General features: G+C 68.9%; 19 protein-coding genes. 13 read left to right on the top strand and 6 right to left on the bottom strand.

Annotation, left to right across the window (positions count from 1 at the left end; genetic code table 11):
• Positions 1-49: 49 nt before the first annotated feature.
• From LOZ83_RS33100 to LOZ83_RS33080, 5 genes are all read left to right on the top strand, one after another.
• Positions 50-1,693 carry an acyl-CoA carboxylase subunit beta gene (locus tag LOZ83_RS33100; protein WP_236795701.1) on the top strand — a complete coding sequence of 548 codons (1,644 nt, stop codon included), beginning with the start codon at positions 50-52 and terminating at the stop codon, positions 1,691-1,693.
• Entirely contained in the window at positions 1,690-1,908 is a 219-nt protein-coding gene (locus LOZ83_RS33095) for an acyl-CoA carboxylase subunit epsilon (protein WP_236795700.1), read from the top strand. Before LOZ83_RS33100 ends, LOZ83_RS33095 begins: the two co-directional genes overlap by 4 nt.
• A gap of 441 nt (positions 1,909-2,349) precedes the next feature.
• A complete protein-coding gene (locus LOZ83_RS33090; protein WP_236795699.1) occupies positions 2,350-2,991 on the top strand; it encodes a PadR family transcriptional regulator in 642 nt (213 codons plus the stop codon).
• Positions 2,975-4,420 (top strand): DHA2 family efflux MFS transporter permease subunit, encoded by a 1,446-nt coding sequence (locus LOZ83_RS33085; protein ID WP_236795698.1) that lies wholly within the window; start codon positions 2,975-2,977, stop codon positions 4,418-4,420. The genes LOZ83_RS33090 and LOZ83_RS33085 overlap by 17 nt, the downstream gene beginning before the upstream one ends.
• Before the next feature lie 24 nt (positions 4,421-4,444).
• Positions 4,445-5,065, top strand: coding sequence for a nucleoside triphosphate pyrophosphatase (locus LOZ83_RS33080; RefSeq protein WP_236795697.1), 621 nt, complete (start codon positions 4,445-4,447; stop codon positions 5,063-5,065).
• Here the strand turns inward: LOZ83_RS33080 and LOZ83_RS33075 are convergent.
• Positions 5,062-5,709: a hypothetical protein gene (locus LOZ83_RS33075; protein ID WP_236795696.1), complete on the bottom strand. Its 648-nt coding sequence runs from the start codon at positions 5,707-5,709 to the stop codon at positions 5,062-5,064. The two genes, LOZ83_RS33080 and LOZ83_RS33075, sit on opposite strands and share 4 nt — an antisense overlap.
• Positions 5,710-5,859: 150 nt before the next feature.
• Between LOZ83_RS33075 and LOZ83_RS33070 the strand changes: the two genes are divergently transcribed.
• The 5 genes from LOZ83_RS33070 to LOZ83_RS33050 all read left to right on the top strand — a co-directional run bounded on the left by LOZ83_RS33070 (position 5,860) and on the right by LOZ83_RS33050 (position 9,813).
• Positions 5,860-7,644, top strand: coding sequence for an acetyl/propionyl/methylcrotonyl-CoA carboxylase subunit alpha (locus LOZ83_RS33070; protein ID WP_236795695.1), 1,785 nt, complete (start codon positions 5,860-5,862; stop codon positions 7,642-7,644).
• Positions 7,645-7,674: 30 nt separating this feature from the next.
• Positions 7,675-8,151, top strand: a complete 477-nt coding sequence (locus tag LOZ83_RS33065) for a DUF1707 domain-containing protein (RefSeq protein WP_236795694.1) — start codon at positions 7,675-7,677, stop codon at positions 8,149-8,151.
• Positions 8,152-8,169: 18 nt separating this feature from the next.
• On the top strand, positions 8,170-8,535 hold the full coding sequence (locus tag LOZ83_RS33060) for a DUF1707 domain-containing protein (protein WP_236795986.1): 366 nt from the start codon (positions 8,170-8,172) through the stop codon (positions 8,533-8,535).
• A gap of 4 nt (positions 8,536-8,539) precedes the next feature.
• A complete protein-coding gene (locus tag LOZ83_RS33055) occupies positions 8,540-9,067 on the top strand; it encodes a GNAT family N-acetyltransferase (RefSeq protein WP_236795693.1) in 528 nt (175 codons plus the stop codon).
• Positions 9,068-9,138: 71 nt separating this feature from the next.
• Positions 9,139-9,813: a hypothetical protein gene (locus LOZ83_RS33050; RefSeq protein WP_236795692.1), complete on the top strand. Its 675-nt coding sequence runs from the start codon at positions 9,139-9,141 to the stop codon at positions 9,811-9,813.
• 190 nt (positions 9,814-10,003) lie between these two features.
• Here the strand turns inward: LOZ83_RS33050 and glpD are convergent, their stop codons facing one another.
• Positions 10,004-11,716: a glycerol-3-phosphate dehydrogenase gene (gene glpD / locus LOZ83_RS33045; protein ID WP_236795691.1), complete on the bottom strand. Its 1,713-nt coding sequence runs from the start codon at positions 11,714-11,716 to the stop codon at positions 10,004-10,006.
• A gap of 147 nt (positions 11,717-11,863) precedes the next feature.
• On the opposite strand from glpD, the gene LOZ83_RS33040 reads away from it, so the two are divergent.
• Both LOZ83_RS33040 and glpK read left to right on the top strand, forming a co-directional pair.
• On the top strand, positions 11,864-12,781 hold the full coding sequence (locus LOZ83_RS33040; protein ID WP_236795690.1) for an MIP/aquaporin family protein: 918 nt from the start codon (positions 11,864-11,866) through the stop codon (positions 12,779-12,781).
• A 36-nt stretch (positions 12,782-12,817) separates the two neighbouring features.
• Entirely contained in the window at positions 12,818-14,326 is a 1,509-nt protein-coding gene (glpK, locus tag LOZ83_RS33035) for a glycerol kinase GlpK (protein WP_236795689.1), read from the top strand.
• A gap of 298 nt (positions 14,327-14,624) precedes the next feature.
• Here glpK and LOZ83_RS33025 read toward each other — a convergent pair whose 3' ends face one another.
• Positions 14,625-15,497, bottom strand: a complete 873-nt coding sequence (locus LOZ83_RS33025) for an aldo/keto reductase family oxidoreductase (RefSeq protein ID WP_236795688.1) — start codon at positions 15,495-15,497, stop codon at positions 14,625-14,627.
• Positions 15,498-15,627: 130 nt separating this feature from the next.
• Between LOZ83_RS33025 and LOZ83_RS33020 the strand changes: the two genes are divergently transcribed.
• Entirely contained in the window at positions 15,628-16,071 is a 444-nt protein-coding gene (locus LOZ83_RS33020; RefSeq protein WP_236795687.1) for a helix-turn-helix domain-containing protein, read from the top strand.
• 124 nt (positions 16,072-16,195) lie between these two features.
• Here LOZ83_RS33020 and LOZ83_RS33015 read toward each other — a convergent pair whose 3' ends face one another.
• The 3 genes from LOZ83_RS33015 to LOZ83_RS33005 form a co-directional block, all read right to left on the bottom strand.
• Entirely contained in the window at positions 16,196-16,978 is a 783-nt protein-coding gene (locus tag LOZ83_RS33015) for a VOC family protein (protein ID WP_236795686.1), read from the bottom strand.
• Positions 16,979-17,070: 92 nt separating this feature from the next.
• The gene (locus LOZ83_RS33010; RefSeq protein ID WP_236795685.1) at positions 17,071-17,499 is read right to left on the bottom strand and encodes a hypothetical protein; all 429 of its coding nucleotides are present in this window, start codon (positions 17,497-17,499) and stop codon (positions 17,071-17,073) included.
• A gap of 86 nt (positions 17,500-17,585) precedes the next feature.
• Positions 17,586-18,989 (bottom strand): NAD(P)H-quinone dehydrogenase, encoded by a 1,404-nt coding sequence (locus tag LOZ83_RS33005; RefSeq protein ID WP_236795684.1) that lies wholly within the window; start codon positions 18,987-18,989, stop codon positions 17,586-17,588.
• Positions 18,990-19,011 lie beyond the last annotated feature (22 nt).

Genomic DNA, 19,011 nt, shown 5'->3' with positions numbered 1-19,011 from the left:
GGTTCACGCCACACACGCGCCCCTTGCGTCGTAGTTAAGCTCCGGACGTATGAGCAGCAGCGCGACGGAGCCGATCGGGACGCCACCGCCGGACGAGCCCGACATCCACACCACGCCCGGCAAGCTCGCCGACCTCTACCTGCGGTACGAGGAAGCGGTGCACGCCGGTTCGGCCCGCGCGGTGGAACGCCAGCACGCGAGGGGCAAGAAGACCGCCCGCGAACGGATCGACCTGCTGCTGGACCCGGGTTCGTTCGTGGAGCTGGACGAGCTCGCGCGGCACCGGTCGACGAACTTCGGGCAGGAGAAGAACCGGCCCTACGGCGACGGCGTGGTGACCGGCTACGGCACCATCGACGGCCGTTCGGTGTGCGTGTTCAGCCAGGACGTGACCGTGTTCGGCGGTTCACTCGGTGAGGTGTACGGCGAGAAGATCGTCAAGGTGATGGACCTGGCGATCAAGACCGGCCGCCCGATCATCGGCATCAACGAGGGCGGCGGCGCGCGCATCCAGGAAGGCGTGGTGTCGCTCGGCCTGTACGGCGAGATCTTCCGCCGCAACACCCACGCTTCGGGCGTGATCCCGCAGATCTCGCTGATCATGGGCGCCAACGCGGGCGGGCACGTCTACTCCCCCGCGCTGACGGACTTCGTGGTGATGGTGGACCAGACCTCGCACATGTTCATCACCGGTCCGGACGTGGTTAAGACGGTGACCGGTGAGGAGGTCACGTTCGAGGAGCTCGGCGGCGCGCGCACGCACAACACGAAGTCGGGCAACGCGCACTACCTCGGCTCGGACGAGGAAGACGCGATCGCGTACGTGAAGGAACTGCTGTCGTTCCTGCCCTCGAACAACCTGTCCGACCCGCCGGTCTACGGCTCGTCCGAAGCGGCCGGTGAGTCCATTGCGGACGGTGTCACCGACGCCGACCGGGAGCTGGACACGCTGATCCCCGACTCACCGAACCAGCCGTACGACATGCACGAGGTGCTCACCCGCGTCCTGGACGACGGGGAGTTCCTCGAGGTGCACGAGCTGTTCGCGCCCAACGTGCTGGTCGGGTTCGGCCGGGTCGACGGGCACGCGGTCGGGGTCGTGGCGAACCAGCCCACCCAGTTCGCCGGCTGCCTCGACATCGACGCGTCCGAGAAGGCCGCCCGGTTCGTGCGCACCTGCGACGCGTTCAACGTGCCGGTGCTGACGTTCGTCGATGTGCCGGGGTTCCTGCCGGGCACCGACCAGGAGTGGAACGGGATCATCCGCCGCGGCGCCAAGCTGATCTACGCCTACGCCGAGGCCACGGTCCCGCTCGTCACGGTCATCACGCGCAAGGCGTTCGGCGGCGCGTACGACGTGATGGGTTCCAAGCACCTCGGCGCGGACCTGAACCTCGCGTGGCCGACCGCGCAGGTGGCGGTCATGGGCGCCCAGGGCGCGGCGAACATCGTGTACCGCAAGACACTCGCGAAGGCGGCCGATGAGGGTCGCGATGTGGATGCGGTGCGGGCGGAGTTGATCCAGGAGTACGAGGACGCGCTGCTCAACCCGTACGAAGCGGCCGAGCGCGGGTACGTCGACTCGGTCATCGCGCCCGCCCACACCCGCGGCCACATCGTGCGCGCACTCGCGGTGCTGCGCGAAAAGCGCGAAACGCTGCCGCCCAAGAAGCACGGGAACATCCCCCTGTGAGCGGCGAGCAGCGGCCGGTGCTGCGAATCGTGCGGGGCAACCCGGACGATGACGAACTGGCGGCCCTGACAGCGGTCGTGGCGGCGGCCTCTCTCGCACCGGCCCCGCCCGCTTCCGACGAGCCCCGATCGCGCTGGGCCGACCGGGCCCGCTCCCTGCGGCAACCGTTGCACCCGGGCGCGGGCTCCTGGCGCGCCTCAGCCTTCCCGCGCTAACGGCCCGCCTCCTCCACCGCGCCGCCTGACCGGCGTGTTTGCCCGCCACGCGGGCGTGTTGGCCCGCCACGCGGGCGTGTTGGCCGCCCACGTCGGTGAGTTGGCGCCGCACGCGGCCAACTCACCCGCGCGAGGCGCCAACTCACCCGCGTGACCGGCAAACACACCAGGCGCGACCGGCACGTACCGGCGAGTCCGACCCCCAAGACCGCGAGTCCGACACTCAGGACGCCGAACTCGACACTCGCGACGGTGAGTTCGACACTCGTGCCGCGCCAGACGTCCGACTCGCCGACGCGAACGTCCGACTCGCCGACGCAGGCGTCGGACTCGCGGCCGGGGGCGGGGGTGCGTGAGGCCAAGCTCGACAGGGCCTCAGTCCCTCCCGTATAGTCCACGTGGAATATACGGGAGGGATTCTTCGAAAGGGGCTAACCAACTGTGGCCGCGGCGAAGCAGATGCTCACGCCTCTCGCGATGGCGATCCTCGAGTTGCTGCACGAGAAGCCGATGCACCCCTATGAGATGACCCAGGTCATGCGGCACCGCCGCGTCGACTACCGGGTCAAGCTGCGGCCCGGCTCGCTGTACCACACCGTCGAGCGCCTCGAGGCCCAAGGCTTCATCGAGGTCGTCGACACTCAGCGGCACGGGCGCCGCCCGGAACGCACCGTCTACGCGATGACCGGCAAGGGCCGGGACACCTTCGCCAACCAGACGCGCGACATGATCGCGACACCGGCGCAGGAATACCCGCAGTACCCGGTCGCGCTCTCCGCCGCCAGCGAGCTGGACAAGGACGACGCGGTCGACCAGCTCAAGATGCGCGTGACCGCCCTCAAGGCCCGCATCGCCTCGGACGAGGTCATCATCAGCCAGGTTCTGGAGCGGGACCTGCCCCGGATGTGGTGGATCGACTACGCGTTCATCCACGACCAGCGCAAGTCCGAACTCGCCTGGACCGAGCAGCTCGTCGCCGATCTCGAATCCGGCCGGCTCCCCTGGCCCGGCAACGCGGCGAAGCCGGACCACCTCACTCATCTGTCCATTGTGGAGGAAGTCGAGAATGACCAGACAGCCTAACCCGTGGGCCGCGCTTTCCGCGCTGTGCCTGGGTTTCTTCATGATCCTACTGGACACCACCATCGTGACCATCGCGATTCCCGCCATGGTCCGCGACCTGAACACCTCGTTGAACTCCGTGGTCTGGGTGCTCAGCGTGTACCTGCTGACCTACGCCGTGCCGATGCTGTTCACCAGCCGCCTCGGTGACCGCTTCGGCCCGAAACGCGTGTTCCTCGCCGGGCTCGCCGTGTTCACCCTGGCGTCGCTGTGGTGCGGCCTGTCCGGCAACGTCGAAATGCTGATCACCGCCCGCGCGGTGCAGGGCATCGGCGCCGCGCTGCTGACCCCGCAGACGCTGGCGTTCATCACGCACCTGTTCCCACCGGCCAAGCGCGGCCCGGCGATGGGCATGTGGGGCGGCGTCGCGGGTCTCGCCACGATCGCCGGCCCGCTGCTGGGCGGCATCCTGGTCGACGGGCTCGGCTGGGAGTGGATCTTCTTCGTGAACGTGCCGATCGGCGTGATCGCGATCGTGCTCACCACGATTCTCGTGCCGGACTGGCAACCGAAGCAGTCGCATTCCTTCGACATCCTGGGCATCGTGTTGTCGGCCGCCGGCCTGTTCTGTCTCGTGTTCGGTATCCAGAACGGCCAGCAATACAACTGGGGCAACGTCTTCGGCCCGGTGAACATCTTCGAGATCATCGGCGCCGGCGTGCTACTGCTGGTGGCTTTCGTTGTGTGGCAACGGTTCAACACGCGCGAGCCGCTGCTCCCGTTGCGGGTCTTCAACAGCCGCAACTTCTCCGCCGGGACCGTCACCGCGGTCGCGATCGGTTTCTCGATCACCGGCATGTTCATCCCGATCGTGCTGTTCGTGCAGGAGGTGCTGGGCCTGTCCCCGACCCGGGCCGGTCTGCTGACCGCGCCGATGTCGCTGCTCTCGGGCATCGTGGCGCCGTTCGTCGGCCGTCTCTCGGACAAGGTCAACGCCAAGTACCTGGTGATGCTGGGGTTCGTCGCGCTCGCCGCGGGCATCGGCGTGATCGCGCTCCAGGCGGAGCCCGGGATGAACCCGTGGGCGCTGACTCCCGCGCTGCTGCTGGCCGGGCTCGGCACGGGGTGCATCTTCGCACCGATGAGCAACGTGACGATGAGTTCCGTCGACCGCTCGCTCGCGGGTGCCGCGTCCGGCATCTTCAACACGTCCCGGCAGGTCGGCGGTGTGTTCGGCAGCGCGGCGATCGGTGTGCTGCTGCAGGCCCGGATCACCGCGGGAATGGCCGCCAACCATGGCAACGTGCCCGCCGCGCTGACCGACGCGGCGCGTGAAGCGCTGATCCTGCCGGTCGCGGTGCTGCTCCTCGGTGCCGTCGCCGCGATCGCGATGAAGCGGGTCACCCGCCAGGATCCGGTGCCCGCGAACCCGGAGCCCGCGAGGGCCTGAAGCGCCGGCGGCTAGTCTCCGGGCGTGCGTTTCGTTCTCGCTTCCCAGTCCCCTGCCCGTCTCGGCGTCCTTCGCGCGGCGGGGATCGAACCCAGTGTCGTGGTCTCCGGCGTCGACGAGGACGCCGTGGCCGCGACGCTGACCGATCCCACGCCCGGCGAACTGGTCACCGCGCTCGCGGCCGCGAAGGCCGAGGCGGTGCTGGCGACGGTGGCGGGCACGCACGCGGACGCAGTGATCGTCGGCTGCGACTCGATGCTGTCGATCGACGGCGAGATGCTCGGCAAGCCGGGCACACCCGAGGTGGCCCGCAAGCGCTGGCTCCAGCAGGCCGGCCGGACCGGCGACCTGCTCACCGGGCACGCCGTGCTGCGGCTGGAAAACGGTGAGCCGACCAGGCGGGCGACCGGCAGCCACACGACCCACGTTCGCTTCGCCGGCATGTCGCCGGACGAGATCGAGGCTTACATCGCGACCGGCGAGCCGCTCAATGTCGCGGGCGCGTTCACCCTCGACGGGTTCGGCGGCTGGTTCGTCGAGGGGATCGACGGCGACCCGTCGAGCGTGATCGGCATCAGCCTGCCGCTGACCCGGCGCCTGCTCGCCGAAGTCGGCGTCTCCGTGATCGACCTCTGGGCGGCCTAGGAGCAGGTCCGCAGGTCCGACGCGATGAGTCGGACGTTCGGCCAGCCGCGGATCTGCGAAAAAGAGGAGTACTTCTTCGTGCAGCCGGTCAGCGTCCCGTCGAGGGCGTAGACCCGCGCCAGCACCGGGGAGGACTCGACGACGGTCACCTCCGGCGCGTCCGTGCCCGTCACGTTGTTCAGCGCGATGACGCCCGCGGCGGCGAAATACGGCTTGTCGACAGGGTTCCAGTCGCCGTCGCGCTCGACGAGCACCTCGCCGATCCGCCCGCCGTTCAGCGGCGCGCTCACCAGGCAGGCCGAAACCGACGCCGCGACACAGGAAAGCGAGTTCCCGTCGACTCGCGCGCCCAGCTCGGTGATACTGGTCTGGACCAGCTGGCCGCCGACCTGGAACCGGCCGTTGCCACCCTGTTCGTCCGCGAGCAGCGCCACCTGGGCGCCGTTGACGGCCTGCGTGACCAGTGTCCGGCACAACCCGTCGCCGCACTCGGCCACGGCGCTCTGCGGGGCGGCCACCGGCGCGGCGGCCTCCAGCCGCGGCCCCTGGTCACGGCTGCGCAGCGAAGCGACGCCGGCCAGCGCACCCACGGTGACCAGCGCGGCGACGACCGCCGTCACCACCACCGACCGAGGTACTGCCACCTACCACTCCTTCCCCCGCCCGTCAGGGTAAGCGTGAGCCGCCTCTCACCGCACGGGGACACCCGCCTCGTAAACTTCGGGAGAAGCCCACGGACGCGCTGGTAGCGAACCCGCGCCGGGGTGCGGACGGAGACTCATCGGAGGTAGCGCGTGCCCGAGCAGGCCACCGGCGGACCGGTCACCAAGATCCTGATCGCCAATCGGGGCGAGATCGCGGTCCGGGTGATCAGAGCGGCCAAGGACGCGGGCTTGACCAGCGTCGCCGTGTACGCCGACCCGGACCGCGACGCCCCGCACGTGCGGCTCGCCGACGAGGCGTTCGCGCTCGGCGGCACCACCGCGGCGGAGAGCTACCTCGTCATCGACAAACTGATCGACGTCGCGAAGCGGTCGGGCGCGGACTCGGTGCACCCCGGCTACGGCTTCCTGTCGGAGAACGCCGACTTCGCGCAGGCGGTCATGGACGCGGGCCTGACCTGGATCGGGCCGAGCCCGCAGGCGATCCGCGATCTCGGCGACAAGGTCACCGCGCGGCACATCGCGATGAAGGCCGGCGCGCCGCTGGTGCCCGGCACCAAAGAACCCGTGGCGAACGCCGACGAAATCATCGCCTTCGCGAACGAGTACGGCCTGCCCATCGCGATCAAAGCCGCGTTCGGTGGTGGCGGCCGCGGGCTGAAGGTGGCCCGCACGATCGAAGAGATCCCCGAACTGTTCGAATCCGCCACCCGCGAGGCCGTGTCCGCCTTCGGCCGCGGCGAATGCTTCGTCGAGCGCTACCTGGACAAGCCGCGGCACGTCGAGGCGCAGGTACTCGCCGACCAGCACGGCAACGTGATCGTCGTCGGCACCCGCGACTGCTCGTTGCAGCGGCGGCACCAGAAGCTCGTCGAGGAGGCGCCCGCGCCGTTCCTCACCGACGAGCAGCGCGCCACGATCCACAGCTCCGCCAAGGCGATCTGCGCGGGAGCCGGCTACTCCGGCGCCGGCACCGTCGAGTACCTGGTGGGCACCGACGGCACGATCTCGTTCCTGGAGGTCAACACCCGGCTGCAGGTCGAGCACCCGGTGTCGGAGGAGACCACGGGGATCGACCTGGTCCGCGAGATGTTCCGGGTCGCCCGTGGCGAGAAGCTCCGCTTCACCGAGGACCCGCAGCCGCGCGGCCACTCGATCGAGTTCCGCATCAACGGTGAGGACGCCGGCCGCAACTTCCTGCCCGCGCCCGGCACCGTGACGAAGCTGGTGTTCCCCGAGGGCCCCGGCGTGCGGGTCGACTCCGGCGTGCAGACCGGCAGCGTCATCGGCGGGCAGTTCGACTCGATGCTGGCCAAGCTGATCGTCACCGGATCCGACCGCGAGAACGCGCTGGAGCGCAGCCGTCGCGCGCTGGACGAGATGGTCGCCGACGGCATGGCGACCGTGCTGCCGTTCCACCGCGCGATCGTGCACGACCCGGCGTTCATCGGTGACGGCGAGTCGTTCAGCGTGCACACCCGCTGGATCGAGACGGAGTTCGACAACCAGATCGAGCCGTTCACCGGCGGCGCCGACGCCGAGGAGGATGCCGACCCGCGGCAGACGGTGGTGGTCGAGGTCGGCGGCCGGCGGCTCGAGGTGTCGCTGCCCGGCGACCTGGCGCTCGGCGGCGGTGGCGCGCGGAAGGCGGCGAAGGCGGCACCCCGCAAGCGGGCCGGCGGCACGAAGGCCGCGGTCAGCGGCGACGCGGTGACCGCGCCCATGCAGGGCACCATCGTCAAGGTCGCCGTCGAGGAAGGCCAGCAGGTCGAGGCCGGTGAACTGGTCGTCGTGCTGGAGGCGATGAAGATGGAGAACCCGGTCACCGCGCACAAGGCCGGGACGGTCACCGGTTTGTCCGTCGAAGTCGGTTCCGCGGTCACGCAGGGTGCGGCGCTTCTCGAAATCAAGGACTGAACCGCCCGGACGGGGCATACCATCTGTGGTGTGGAGGTACCCCAACCCGAAATGCGGATCGGTGACGCCGACCGGGAAATCGCGATGAAGGCACTCGGCGACCACATGAGCGCCGGCCGGATCACGCTGGACGAGTACGGCGACCGGTCGGCCCAGGTCGCCGCCGCCAAGACCCGCGGCGAACTCGCCGGCCTGTTCACCGACCTGCCCGCGCCGCATCCGGTGTTCGGGGAGCCGCCGAAACAGGCCCCCGCCCCGGTCCCGAAGCCGCCCGGCCAGGTCTCCTACATGGACCGGCCGCTCGGCCAGCGGCTCGCCGCCGGAGTGCTCCCGCTGCTGTTCGTCGGCGCCGTCATCCTGGGCATCACCACGCACATCTGGTGGTTCATCGCGGTGCCGTTCGTGTTCGGCGCGATCGGCCAGGGCCTGTGGGGCAAGGACTGGGATAAGGATCGGCATCGCGAACGTGAGCGCCGCCGCGAGTATCGCGACCGCCGACGGTCGTAGGATCGGTCTGTGGCGGACATGCGGCTCAGCGACGCTGAGCGCGACGAAGCGATCGAGGCGTTGTCCGAGCATGTCCGCACCGGGCGACTGGACCTCGACGAGTACGGCACCCGGTCGGCCAAGGTCACCGCGGCCAGGACACGAGCGGATCTGGCGCCGCTGTTCGAGGATCTGCCGGAGCCCCATCCCAGCGTGCTGAAGGCGCCTCAGGTGTCCCCTCGGCCCCCTCGGCCCGCGCCACCCGTTCGGCGGTTCGGCGCCAGCGCGGTGCCGATCGCCGCGATCGTCGCCCTGCTGCTGTTCTTCACGGTGGCCCGCGGGTTGTGGCTGGTGTTCCTCATCCCCGTCGTGGTCGCGTTCGTCTACGGAACGAGGTCCCGCTAGCCCCATGGAACCGGTGGAGATCAACGCGGGCGGGTACTACCTGCGCCAGCTGCGTGCCGACGACCGCCTCGACGACCGGCCCGCGCTGGTCGAAGCGTTCGCCGACGAGGAGCACTCCCGCTACATCGTCAACTACAACGTGCGGAACCTCGCCGAAGCCGGCCAGTACGTGAAGCAGCGGACGGCCGAATGGCGGCGCGAGGAGCGCTGCTCGTGGGCGATCGCCGAGCCGACGACGGGCGCGCTGCTCGGCGAGATCGGGCTCAAGGAGCTGGATCTGACCGATGGCAGCGCCGAGGTCGCGCTGTGGGTGCACCCGTCGGCGCGCGGCCGCGGGATCAGCGTCGCGGCCGTCAACGCGGCGGTGCGCTTCGGATTCGGCGCGCTCGAACTGCGTGAAGTGCTGTACCGGCACCATCCGGACAACTCCGCGTCGGCGGCGGTCGCCAAACGCTGCGGCTTCACGCACGTCGGCCTCGGGGACGATCCCAACCAACCGGGCGAGCAGCTGGTAACTTGGGTACAGACCTGAACAATCGGATTTCGAACTGATTTCCTCTTGTGCCGGGTGACACAATTCCTTTCGCGTTGTCTGATCTTGTGATGATCTGGATTCGTAACCTTGCTTCAGCGCCGAACGGGGGAAACGTGGGCGGCTCCAGTCTGTTCCTGACTCGTATCCTCGACGTGCTGTGCGAGGGCGGCGACAAGATCGCCTTCGCCCATCGCAGCCGGTCGATGAGTTACCAGGAGACCTTTGACACATTACGGCGGTTGCATACGACGCTGAAAAACGAGGGCGTCACACCGGGGGAAACGGTCACGGTTACCGGTGGAAACATGCCGGAAACAATTCTTCTGCAAATCGCGGCACAGCTTCGCGGGGCGCGCGTGCTGCACCGCGATGGTCTGTCCTGCGATGCGGACACGATCGAGGCGGACCACGTGCTGTCGTCCGACCCGGACTGCCCGCTGCTCGTCGAAGGGCGCGGGACGAAGGCGGGCGAGGGGGACATCGTCATGCCGCGCGCTGTGGAGACCCTGTTCCCGACCGACGACGGCCGGCTCGTGTCCTACAGCGACGAGTACGAGGAGATGGCGCGCACGGTCCAGCCGCATCCCGACGGACCGCAGCGGGTGCTGCTGATCGCGCCCATGTCGCACCCGATCGGCAACCGCGTCACGGTGAAGGCCCTCCTGGCCGGGGACACGATCGTGCTGCACGAACGCGCCCCGGAAACGGTCCCGAGCGCCGCCGGCTCCCCCGCCCCAAGCTGACCCCCGCGAGTCCGACACCCACGACGCCGAGTCCGACACTCAAGACGCCGAGTCGGACGTTCGGAACAGCCAATTCGACACCCGCGACGCCGAGCCCGACGCCCAGAACCGCGAGTCGGACACTGACGACGCCGAGTCGGACGCTCAAGACGGCGAGTCCGACGCCCGCGACGCCGAGTCCGACGCTGGGCTACCCCACCGGCTCGGTGAGCCGCGCCCTCGCCTCGGGGGCCGAGGACCGCCTCGCGTCCGCGGCCTCGTCGTTCGGCTGGGTCTGCGAGTCACGCTCCGCCTCGACGCGCGCCGTGTAGACCTCGACCTCGCGCTCGATCGTCGCGTCCGACCAGCCCAGCACCTGCCCCATCAGCATCGCGACCTGCGCGGCGCAGTCCACCCCGCGGTGGGGGTACTCGATGGAGATCCGGGTCCGCCGCGCCAGCACGTCCTCCAGGTGCAGCGCACCCTCGTGGCTCGCCGCGTAAACCACTTCCACCGCGAGGTAGTCCGGCGCGCTCTCCAGCGGCCGCAGCAACTCCGGCTTCCCGTCCGCACTCGCGAGCACCTCGTGCACCAGCGAGCCGTAGCGGTCGAGCAGGTGCCGCACCCGGTAGGGATGCAAGCCGTGCTGCGCCGCCAGGTGGTCGGCCTGGTTGACCAGCGCGTGGTACCCGTCGGCACCGATCAGCGGCACCTTGTCGGTGATCGACGACTGTGGCCGGCCCGGCAGGTCGACCGTCGCGGCGTCCACCGCGTCCGCGGCCATCACGCGGTACGTCGTGTACTTGCCGCCCGCGATCGCGACCAGGCCGGGCGCCACCCGCGCCACCGCGTGCTCGCGCGACAGCTTCGACGTTTCCTCGCTCTCCCCCGCCAGCAACGGCCGCAAGCCCGCGTACACGCCTTCGATGTCATCGTGTGTGAGTGGTGTCGCGAGCACCGAGTTGACGTGGTCGAGGATGTAGTCGATGTCGTTCTTCGTCGCGGCCGGGTGCGCCAGGTCGAGATTCCAGTCGGTGTCGGTCGTACCCACGATCCAGTGATTGCGCCACGGAATCACGAACAGCACCGACTTCTCGGTCCGCAGGATCAGCCCGGACTCAGACACGATCCGGTCCCGCGGCACGACGATGTGCACACCCTTGCTGGCCCGCACCCGGAACCGGCCGCGGCTGCCGGACAGGCGCTGCAGTTCGTCGGTCCACACCCCGGTGCAGTTGATCACCACATTGGCCTGGACCTCTGTCTCCCGGCCGTCCTCGACATCCCGCACCCGCACGCCCGACACCCGGTCGGCCTCCCGGAGGAATTCGACCACCTGGGTGGAATTCCGCACCACCGCGCCGTAGTGGGCCGCGGTGCGGGCCACCGTCATGGTGTGCCGCGCGTCGTCGGATTGCGCGTCGTAGTAACGGATTCCGCCGATGAGCGCGTTCGGTTTGAGTGCCGGCACCATTCGCAGGGCACCCGCACGGGTGAGGTGCTTCTGCCCGGGCACGGAACGCGCGCCGCCCATCGTGTCGTACAGGAAGAGCCCGGCCGCGGTATAGGGCCGCTCCCACACGCGGTGCGACAGCGGATACAGGAAGCTCACCGGCTTCACCAGGTGCGGCGCGAGCGTCGTCAGCATCAGCTCGCGCTCGTGCAGTGCCTCCCGGACCAGGCCGAACTCGAGCTGTTCGAGGTACCGCAGCCCGCCGTGGAACAGCTTGCTCGACCGGCTCGAGGTGCCCGAAGCCAGGTCGCGCGCCTCCACCAGCGCCACCCGCAGACCACGCGTCGCCGCGTCGAGCGCCGTACCGGCCCCGACCACGCCGCCGCCGACCACCACGATGTCGAACTTCTCCTCGGCCAGCCGCCGCCAGGTTTCCTCGCGTGCGGCCGGTCCCAGCTCCGCCTCAGTCACTCTGGCTTCCCTTCGTACGGCCGTCCTATCGATACCAGCATGGCACGTCCGCTCGTGTCGGACCTGCGGGCAACTTGTCCAACCCCGGCAGGTGCAGGACGATGAAAGATCCAGAGGCGAAGATGCCTCGGAAACCGGAGGTGCGCCATGAGCGATCAGGTTTCGCATCGGCAGCAGGGGGCATGGACCCGCCTGCGGCAGAACACCGGTGGAGAGTTGCTCGCAGAATTTCTCGGGACCGCGATCATCATCCTGTTCGGTTGTGGTTCGGTCGCCGTCGCCGTCGTCGGCCTGCCTGGTTCGGGCCGGCAAACCGTTGATTTCGGAGCCGCCAACTGGTTGATCATCTCTTGGGGCTGGGGCCTTGCCGTCATGTTCGCCGTGTACGTCTCGGGGGGTGTGAGCGGCGCACACCTCAACCCCGCGGTGACCCTCGCCATGGCGGTCCGCCGTGGATTCTCGTGGCGGAAAGTGGTCCCCTACTGGGTGGCGCAGGTGGTCGGCGCCTTCGCTGGTGCGGCGGTGGTTTTCGCCGTGTACCACGACGCGATCGACGCCTACAACGCCGCGCAGCACCCGCCGGTGACCCGGCCGGACTCCCTCTCGACGTTCTCGATCTTCGCCACGTTCCCGGCCAAGTACTTCGGCAACGGGGTGTGGGGCCCACTGGTGGACCAGATCGTCGGCACGGCCCTGCTCGTCGGCATCATCGCGGCACTGATCGATGTGCGGAACCAGGCGCCGCGCGGAAACTTCGCCCCCGTCACGGTGGGGCTCGTCGTGGTGGCCATCGGGCTGTCCTTCGGCACCAACGCCGGTTATGCGATCAACCCGGCCCGTGACTTCGGCCCTCGCCTGCTGACCTTCTTCGAAGGCTGGGGAAGTAAGGCGTTTCCGGGTGATGGTGATTGGTTCAGCAACTATTGGTGGATACCGATAGCCGGTCCCCTCGTCGGCGGTGTCGTCGGGATTCTGATTTACGACCTGCTCATCGGTCAGGTACTGGCGGAACGGGCCAGCGCGCCGGAGCCCGGCCGGATTCCCGAGGACGAGTCCGCCGGATGAACCTTCCCCATTCCCATCAGCCCCAAGGAGGGCACTATGCCGACTTCCTATGTCGCCGCCATCGACCAGGGCACGACCTCGACCCGGGCGATGATCTTCGACCACTCGGGCCGGGTGGTCGCCTCCGACCAGCGGGAACACGAGCAGATCTTCCCGCAGGCTGGCTGGGTCGAACACAACGCCGAAGAGATCTGGGCGAACACCCGGACGGTGACGGCCGACGCGCTCGCTAAGGCCGACCTGCATCAGACGGACATCGTCGCGATCGGTATCACCAACCAGCGGGAGACGACGCTGGTGTGGGACCGCACGACCGGCAAGCCGGTCTACAACGCGATCGTCTGGCAGGACACCCGGACGGACAAGATCGTCGAGGAGCTCGGAGCTCTCGGCGGTGGGCAGGAGCGTTACCGGGGCAAGAGCGGGCTGCCGCTCGCCACGTACTTCTCGGGTCCGAAGATCAAGTGGATCCTGGACAACGTGGACGGCGCCCGTGCCCGAGCCGAGGCCGGTGACCTGCTGTTCGGCAACATGGACACCTGGGTGCTGTGGAACATGACCGGCGGCCCGGACGGCGGGGTGCACGTCACTGACCCGACGAACGCCTCCCGGACGCTGCTGATGGACCTCGACACCCTGAACTGGGACCAGGGCCACGCCGCCGACATGGGCATCCCGATGTCGATGCTGCCGGAGATCCGTTCGTCCTCGGAGGAGTACGGCCGGGTCCGGGAGCGCGGCGTGCTGGCCGGGGTGCCGATCGCCGGGATCCTGGGCGACCAGCAGGCGGCCACGTTCGGGCAGGCCTGCCTGTCCCCCGGCGAGGCCAAGAACACCTACGGCACGGGCAACTTCGTGCTGCTCAACACCGGCACCGAGAAGGTCATGTCGCAGAACGGCCTGCTCACCACGGTCTGCTACAAGATCGGCTCGAAGGACACGGTGTACGCGCTCGAAGGCTCGATCGCGGTCACCGGCTCGCTCGTGCAGTGGCTGCGGGACAACCTGGGCATGATCAGCACCGCCGCCGAGATCGAGGAGCACGCCCGCTCGGTCGAGGACAACGGTGGCGCGTACTTCGTGCCGGCCTTCTCGGGTCTGTTCGCCCCCTATTGGCGCTCCGACGCGCGCGGCGCGATCGTCGGGCTGACGCGGTTCGTCAACAAGGGTCACCTCGCTCGCGCCGTGCTGGAGGCCACGGCGTTCCAGTCGCGTGAGGTCATCGATGCCATGAACGCCGACTCCGGCGTGCCGCTGAAGTCGCTCAAGGTGGACGGCGGCATGGTCGTCAACGAGCTGCTGATGCAGTTCCAGGCGGACATCCTGGGCGTGCCCGTGATCCGGCCGGTGGTCAACGAAACCACCGCGCTCGGCGCGGCCTACGCGGCCGGGCTGGCGGTCGGCTTCTGGGAAAGCGAAGACGACATCCGGAACAACTGGGCCCAGGACAAGGAGTGGACTCCGGCCATGGCCGAGGAGACCCGCGCGGCGCAGTATCACAACTGGAAGAAGGCGGTCACGAAGACCTTCGACTGGGTCGAGTGAGCGCAATCGTGTTCCGGCGGAGCCACTCCCCTCGCGGGAGTGGCTCCGTTTTCAGTTGTGTGGCTTGGGTTTTTGAGCACCTCCGTGCGAAATCCCAGCGCGGAGCTGCGCTCGCCACTCAAGCGGCTCCTGCGCCAGCCGTCGTGTCACGGTGTCGCGTGGGGCTCCCTCGCAGCCGTACCGCCGACACCACCGCTCGACCGGGTTCAATGCGGTGGTCTGCAGCCACCAGCCCGAGCTCGTTGAGCCGGCGGAAGTGACGTGCCTGTCGCTACCCCTGGCGCGGCCCGCGTGTCGTTCAGTGGCCGATGCTCTCCAGGTCGGCCAGGTCCTCATCGGAGAGGGAGAGCCCAGCGCCGGCGATGTTCTCGCGCAGGTGGGCTGTCGATGACGTGCCGGGGATGAGCAGGATGTTCGGTGAGCGCTGCAACAGCCAGGCCAGCGCGACCGACATCGGCGTCGCCCCGAGCCGGACCGCGACCCCCGAGAGCGCATCGGACTGTAGCGGTGTGAAGCCCCCCAGCGGGAAGAACGGCACGTAGGCAATGCCATCGGCGGCGAGCGTGTCAATGAGGTCGTCGTCGTGGCGGTGGGCGAGGTTGTACATGTTCTGCACACACACGATGGGGGCGATACCGTGCGCCTCGGCGACCTGCTCGGTGGTGACGTTGCTGACCCCGAGGTGACGGATCAGACCCTCTCGCTGGAGTTCGACGAGCGTCTCGAACGCCTCCGCGATCGAACCAGGCTTGGGGCCTTCGGCATCGCCCATGCGCATGTTGACCAGATCGAGGGTCTCGACCCCGAGGGACTGGAGGTTCTCGTGGACCTGCTTGCGCAGATCTTCGGGTCGCCGGGCCGTGGGCCAGCCACCTTGCGCGTCTCGGTTCGCCCGCACCTTGGTGGCGAGGAACAGCGACTCCGGGTAGGGACGCAGCGCCTCAGCGATCAGCTCGTTGGTGACGCGCGGTCCGTACGCGTCGCTGGTGTCGACATGGGTGATACCGGCCGCGACCACCTCGCGCAATACCGCCAGGGCCCCGTCGTGGTCGGCGGGAGGCCCCATGACCCACGGGCCGGCGAGTTGCATAGCGCCGTAACCGAACCGGGTGATGGTTGCGTTGCCCAGCGTCCAGGTGCCGCCGGGAAGTGATGTGGTGGGCGCGTTCATCGTTGTGCCTTTCGCGTTTCGCCGTGGGTGGCGTCTTCGGCCTCCCTGGACGATTATGGGAGAGTTACTTCCCGTTGGGGAGTAGGCACTCTGAAGTGCGTAACTCACCCACAGGCGAGAGGCGGAATCAGTGAAGCCAACGAAGGCCGCCCAGCGGGCGCAGGCGAAGACGGAGTACAACGCGTTTCTGGCGGCCTGCCCCAGCCGCCAGCTCCTCGACCGGATCTCGAACAAGTGGGTCGTGCTGATCCTGTGCGCACTAGGCGGCGACACAGCAGACAAACCTGACCAGCCCGGTGCCCCGGATGCCGCACGCGCGATGCGCTACTCCGAGATCTCGCGCCTACTGGCGGGAGTCAGCCAGAAGATGCTGACCCAGACCCTGCGCGCACTCGAACACGACGGCCTCCTCACCCGCACGGTGACGCCAACCGTCCCCGTGACCGTCACCTACGAGCTGACCGACCTCGGCCTCTCACTCCACCACCTGACACGCGACCTCAGGCACTGGGCACAAACCCACATGGACCAGGTCCTCGCCAACCGCGAGAAGCACGACGCTCACACTTCCTGACCCGGCACCGCCACGCTCTCACGCGGCACACCCTCGATTGCGATGAGCGTTTCGAGCACCTCCCTTCGGATTGAGAAGGCCGGCCTCGCGCGCTCCCGTCTCCCCGCGCGACACCGGCCGCCAGTCAGCTCTGGGTGGACACGGAGATCACGCTGAACGGGACGCCCTGGTCGTCCGTGACCTGCGCCATCCGCCCGTACGTCGAGTCCTGTGCGGGGCGCAGCACGGAACCGCCCAGCTCACCGACCTTCGCGACCGCGGCGTCGGTGTCCGTGACACCGAAGTAGGTGCTCCAATGCGGCGGCACCTCGGCCGGTACCTCCGCGGGCAACTGCCCGACCCCACCGACGACGTTGCCGTTCACCTTCGCCGTGGCGTAGTGGAACCCGTCGCCGGACATGTCGTCGTACTCGTAGCCGAAAACGCTGGTGTAGAAGGCTTTCGCGGCTTCGAAGTCGCGCGTCATGCACTCGTTCCAGACGAGCGTGCCCGGGATGTTCGCGATCTCGATACCCGTGGTCTGCCCGGCCTGCCAGATGCCGAACACCGCGCCGGTCGGGTCGATCGCCATCGCCATCCGCCCGGCCGGACCCACGTCGCCGGGCGGCATCATCAACTGGCCGCCCGCCGCGGTGATCTTCGCGGCAGTCGCGTCGGCGTTGTCGGTGGCCAGGTACGTGGTCCACACGGACGGCATCTCCTCCATGCCCGGTGGTTTCGGCCCGATCGCGCCCGCGCCTCTGCCCTGGACCTGGGCGATCAGGTAGTTGCCGTAGTCACCACCCTGGTCGATCAGGTTCCAGCCCAGCAGAGGGCCGTAGAAATCGGCCGCACGCTTGGGATCGGGCACCATCGCATCGACCCAGCACGGGGTGCCTTCGGGCCAGGGCGTGTCACGAGTGGTCATGGTCGACCTCCTGTTTTCGGTCGGGCTTGTGGTACGAGCCACAGTCTTGCACCGAGCACCGACAAAAACAGGGCCGAGCGACCCCGATCGGGTCAGGCCGGCGCCAGCGAACCGTCTCCGGCCTGTGGCGCACCCTTGGGCACCACCGGTACCTGCGCCCGCTTTTCCCTTGCGAGCACGGTGAAATGCACCGTGACGGGGTCGCCTCCACAGTGGAACGACACCGGGTACGAGCCGGGGCGGACGTCGCGAATGACCGTCTCGGCGAAAAGGGCCCACGGCTGATGCCCCTCGGCATTGCGGGCCAACGGCTGCGTCACGCTCAGTGCCGACGTGGTCAACGGGCTCGCGTCCGCGTCACACGCGGCGGCGACGGACACCTTCTCCCCCGCGTGCCCGCTGTACGCCGACAGCCGCAGGTACACCGGCAGGGACGGCTGGGTGGTGGTTTCGGCCGCGGCCACGGGGGTCAGAGTGACCAGACCCGGAATCAGGACGGCGGCGAGGATCGTGCATCTCATGGTTGCCTCACGGGCGGTAGAGCGATGATTCCGTGAAGGCGTTCGGCCAGGTCAGCGGTTGCCTGCCGACATCGAACCGTGACGGGTCAGTCCAGGTCGTCGTGGCGCATCAGCTGGCGGCCGGCTTCGGTGATCGACCCGGACAGCGACGGGTATACCGAGAACGTCAGCGCCAGATGTTCGACGGTCAGCTGGTTCTGCACGGCCAGCGCGATCGGCAGGATCAGCTCACTCGCCGACGGTGCGACGACCACACCGCCCACCACCACACCGGTCGCGGGACGGCAGAACAGCTTGACGAACCCGTGACGCAGCCCCTCCATCTTGGCCCGCGCGTTGGTCGCCAGCGGCAGCATGACGGTGCGGGCCGGCACCTCGCCGGAGTCGATCGCGTGCTGCGAGATGCCGACCGTGGCGATCTCGGGATGGGTGAACACGTTCGCGGCGACCGTCTTGAGCTTGATCGGCGCGACACCCTCGCCCAGCGCGTGCCACATCGCGATCCGGCCCTGCATGCTCGCCACCGACGCGAGCATCAGCACGCCGGTGCAGTCGCCGGCCGCGTAGACGCCCGGCACGCTCGTGCGCGACACCCGATCGACCGTGATGAACCCGCCCGGGCCAGGCTCGATACCGACCCGTTCGAGGCCGATGTCCTGGGTGTTCGGGATCGACCCGACGGTCATCAGCGCGTGGCTCGCCTCGATCACCCGGCCGTCCGTCAGGTGCACGGACACGCCCTTCTCGGTTCGCTCGACGCGGTCGGCGCGCGCGTGCTTCGCGACGGACGTGCCTCGCTGGGAGAAGACCTCCTCGAGCACCGCGGCGGCGTCCGCGTCTTCGTGCGGCAGCACGCGGTCCCGGCTGGACACCACGGTGACCTTGACGCCCATCTCGGTGTACGCGGAGGCGAACTCGGCGCCGGTCACGCCGGAACCGATGACGGCGAGGTGCTCGGGCAGCTCGCGCATGTCGTAGAGCTGGCGCCAGTCGAGGATGCGGTCGCCGTCGGGCACCGCGCCGGGCAGCACGCGCGGGGTGGCGCCGGTCGCGATGAGCACGACGTCGGCGTCGAGCACCTCCGGCTCGCCGGAACGCGGGGTGATCAGGACCTTGTGCTGGGCGAGGCCCTGTTCCTCGTCGTGGAAGCGCGCCTCGCCGATGATCACCCGCACACCCTCGCGCTGGACGCGGGCGCGGATGTCAGCCGATTGGGCGAGGGCGAGGCCCTTGACCCGGCCGTGCACGGTGCGCAGATCGATGCTCGTGTCAGCCATGTCGGTGACGACGCCCAGCTCGGCGAGCCCGTGCATGCTCGCGCGGGCGCCGGAGGAGGCGATGAAGGTCTTGGACGGGACACAGTCGTACAGCACGCAAGCGCCGCCGAGCCCGTCCCGTTCGACCACCGTGACGTTCGCGCCGTGCTGAGCGGCCACCAGCGCCGCCTCGTAGCCGGCGGGGCCACCGCCCATGATCACGATCCTGGTCACGTCTGTCCCTCCTCGTCGCACC

Origin of the sequence: Amycolatopsis sp. GM8 (assembly GCF_021653975.1) — a bacterium.
Lineage (GTDB): Bacteria > Actinomycetota > Actinomycetes > Mycobacteriales > Pseudonocardiaceae > Amycolatopsis_E.
The sequence above is the reverse complement of the archived record's forward strand: the minus strand, read 5'-3'. Positions and strand labels throughout refer to the sequence as shown.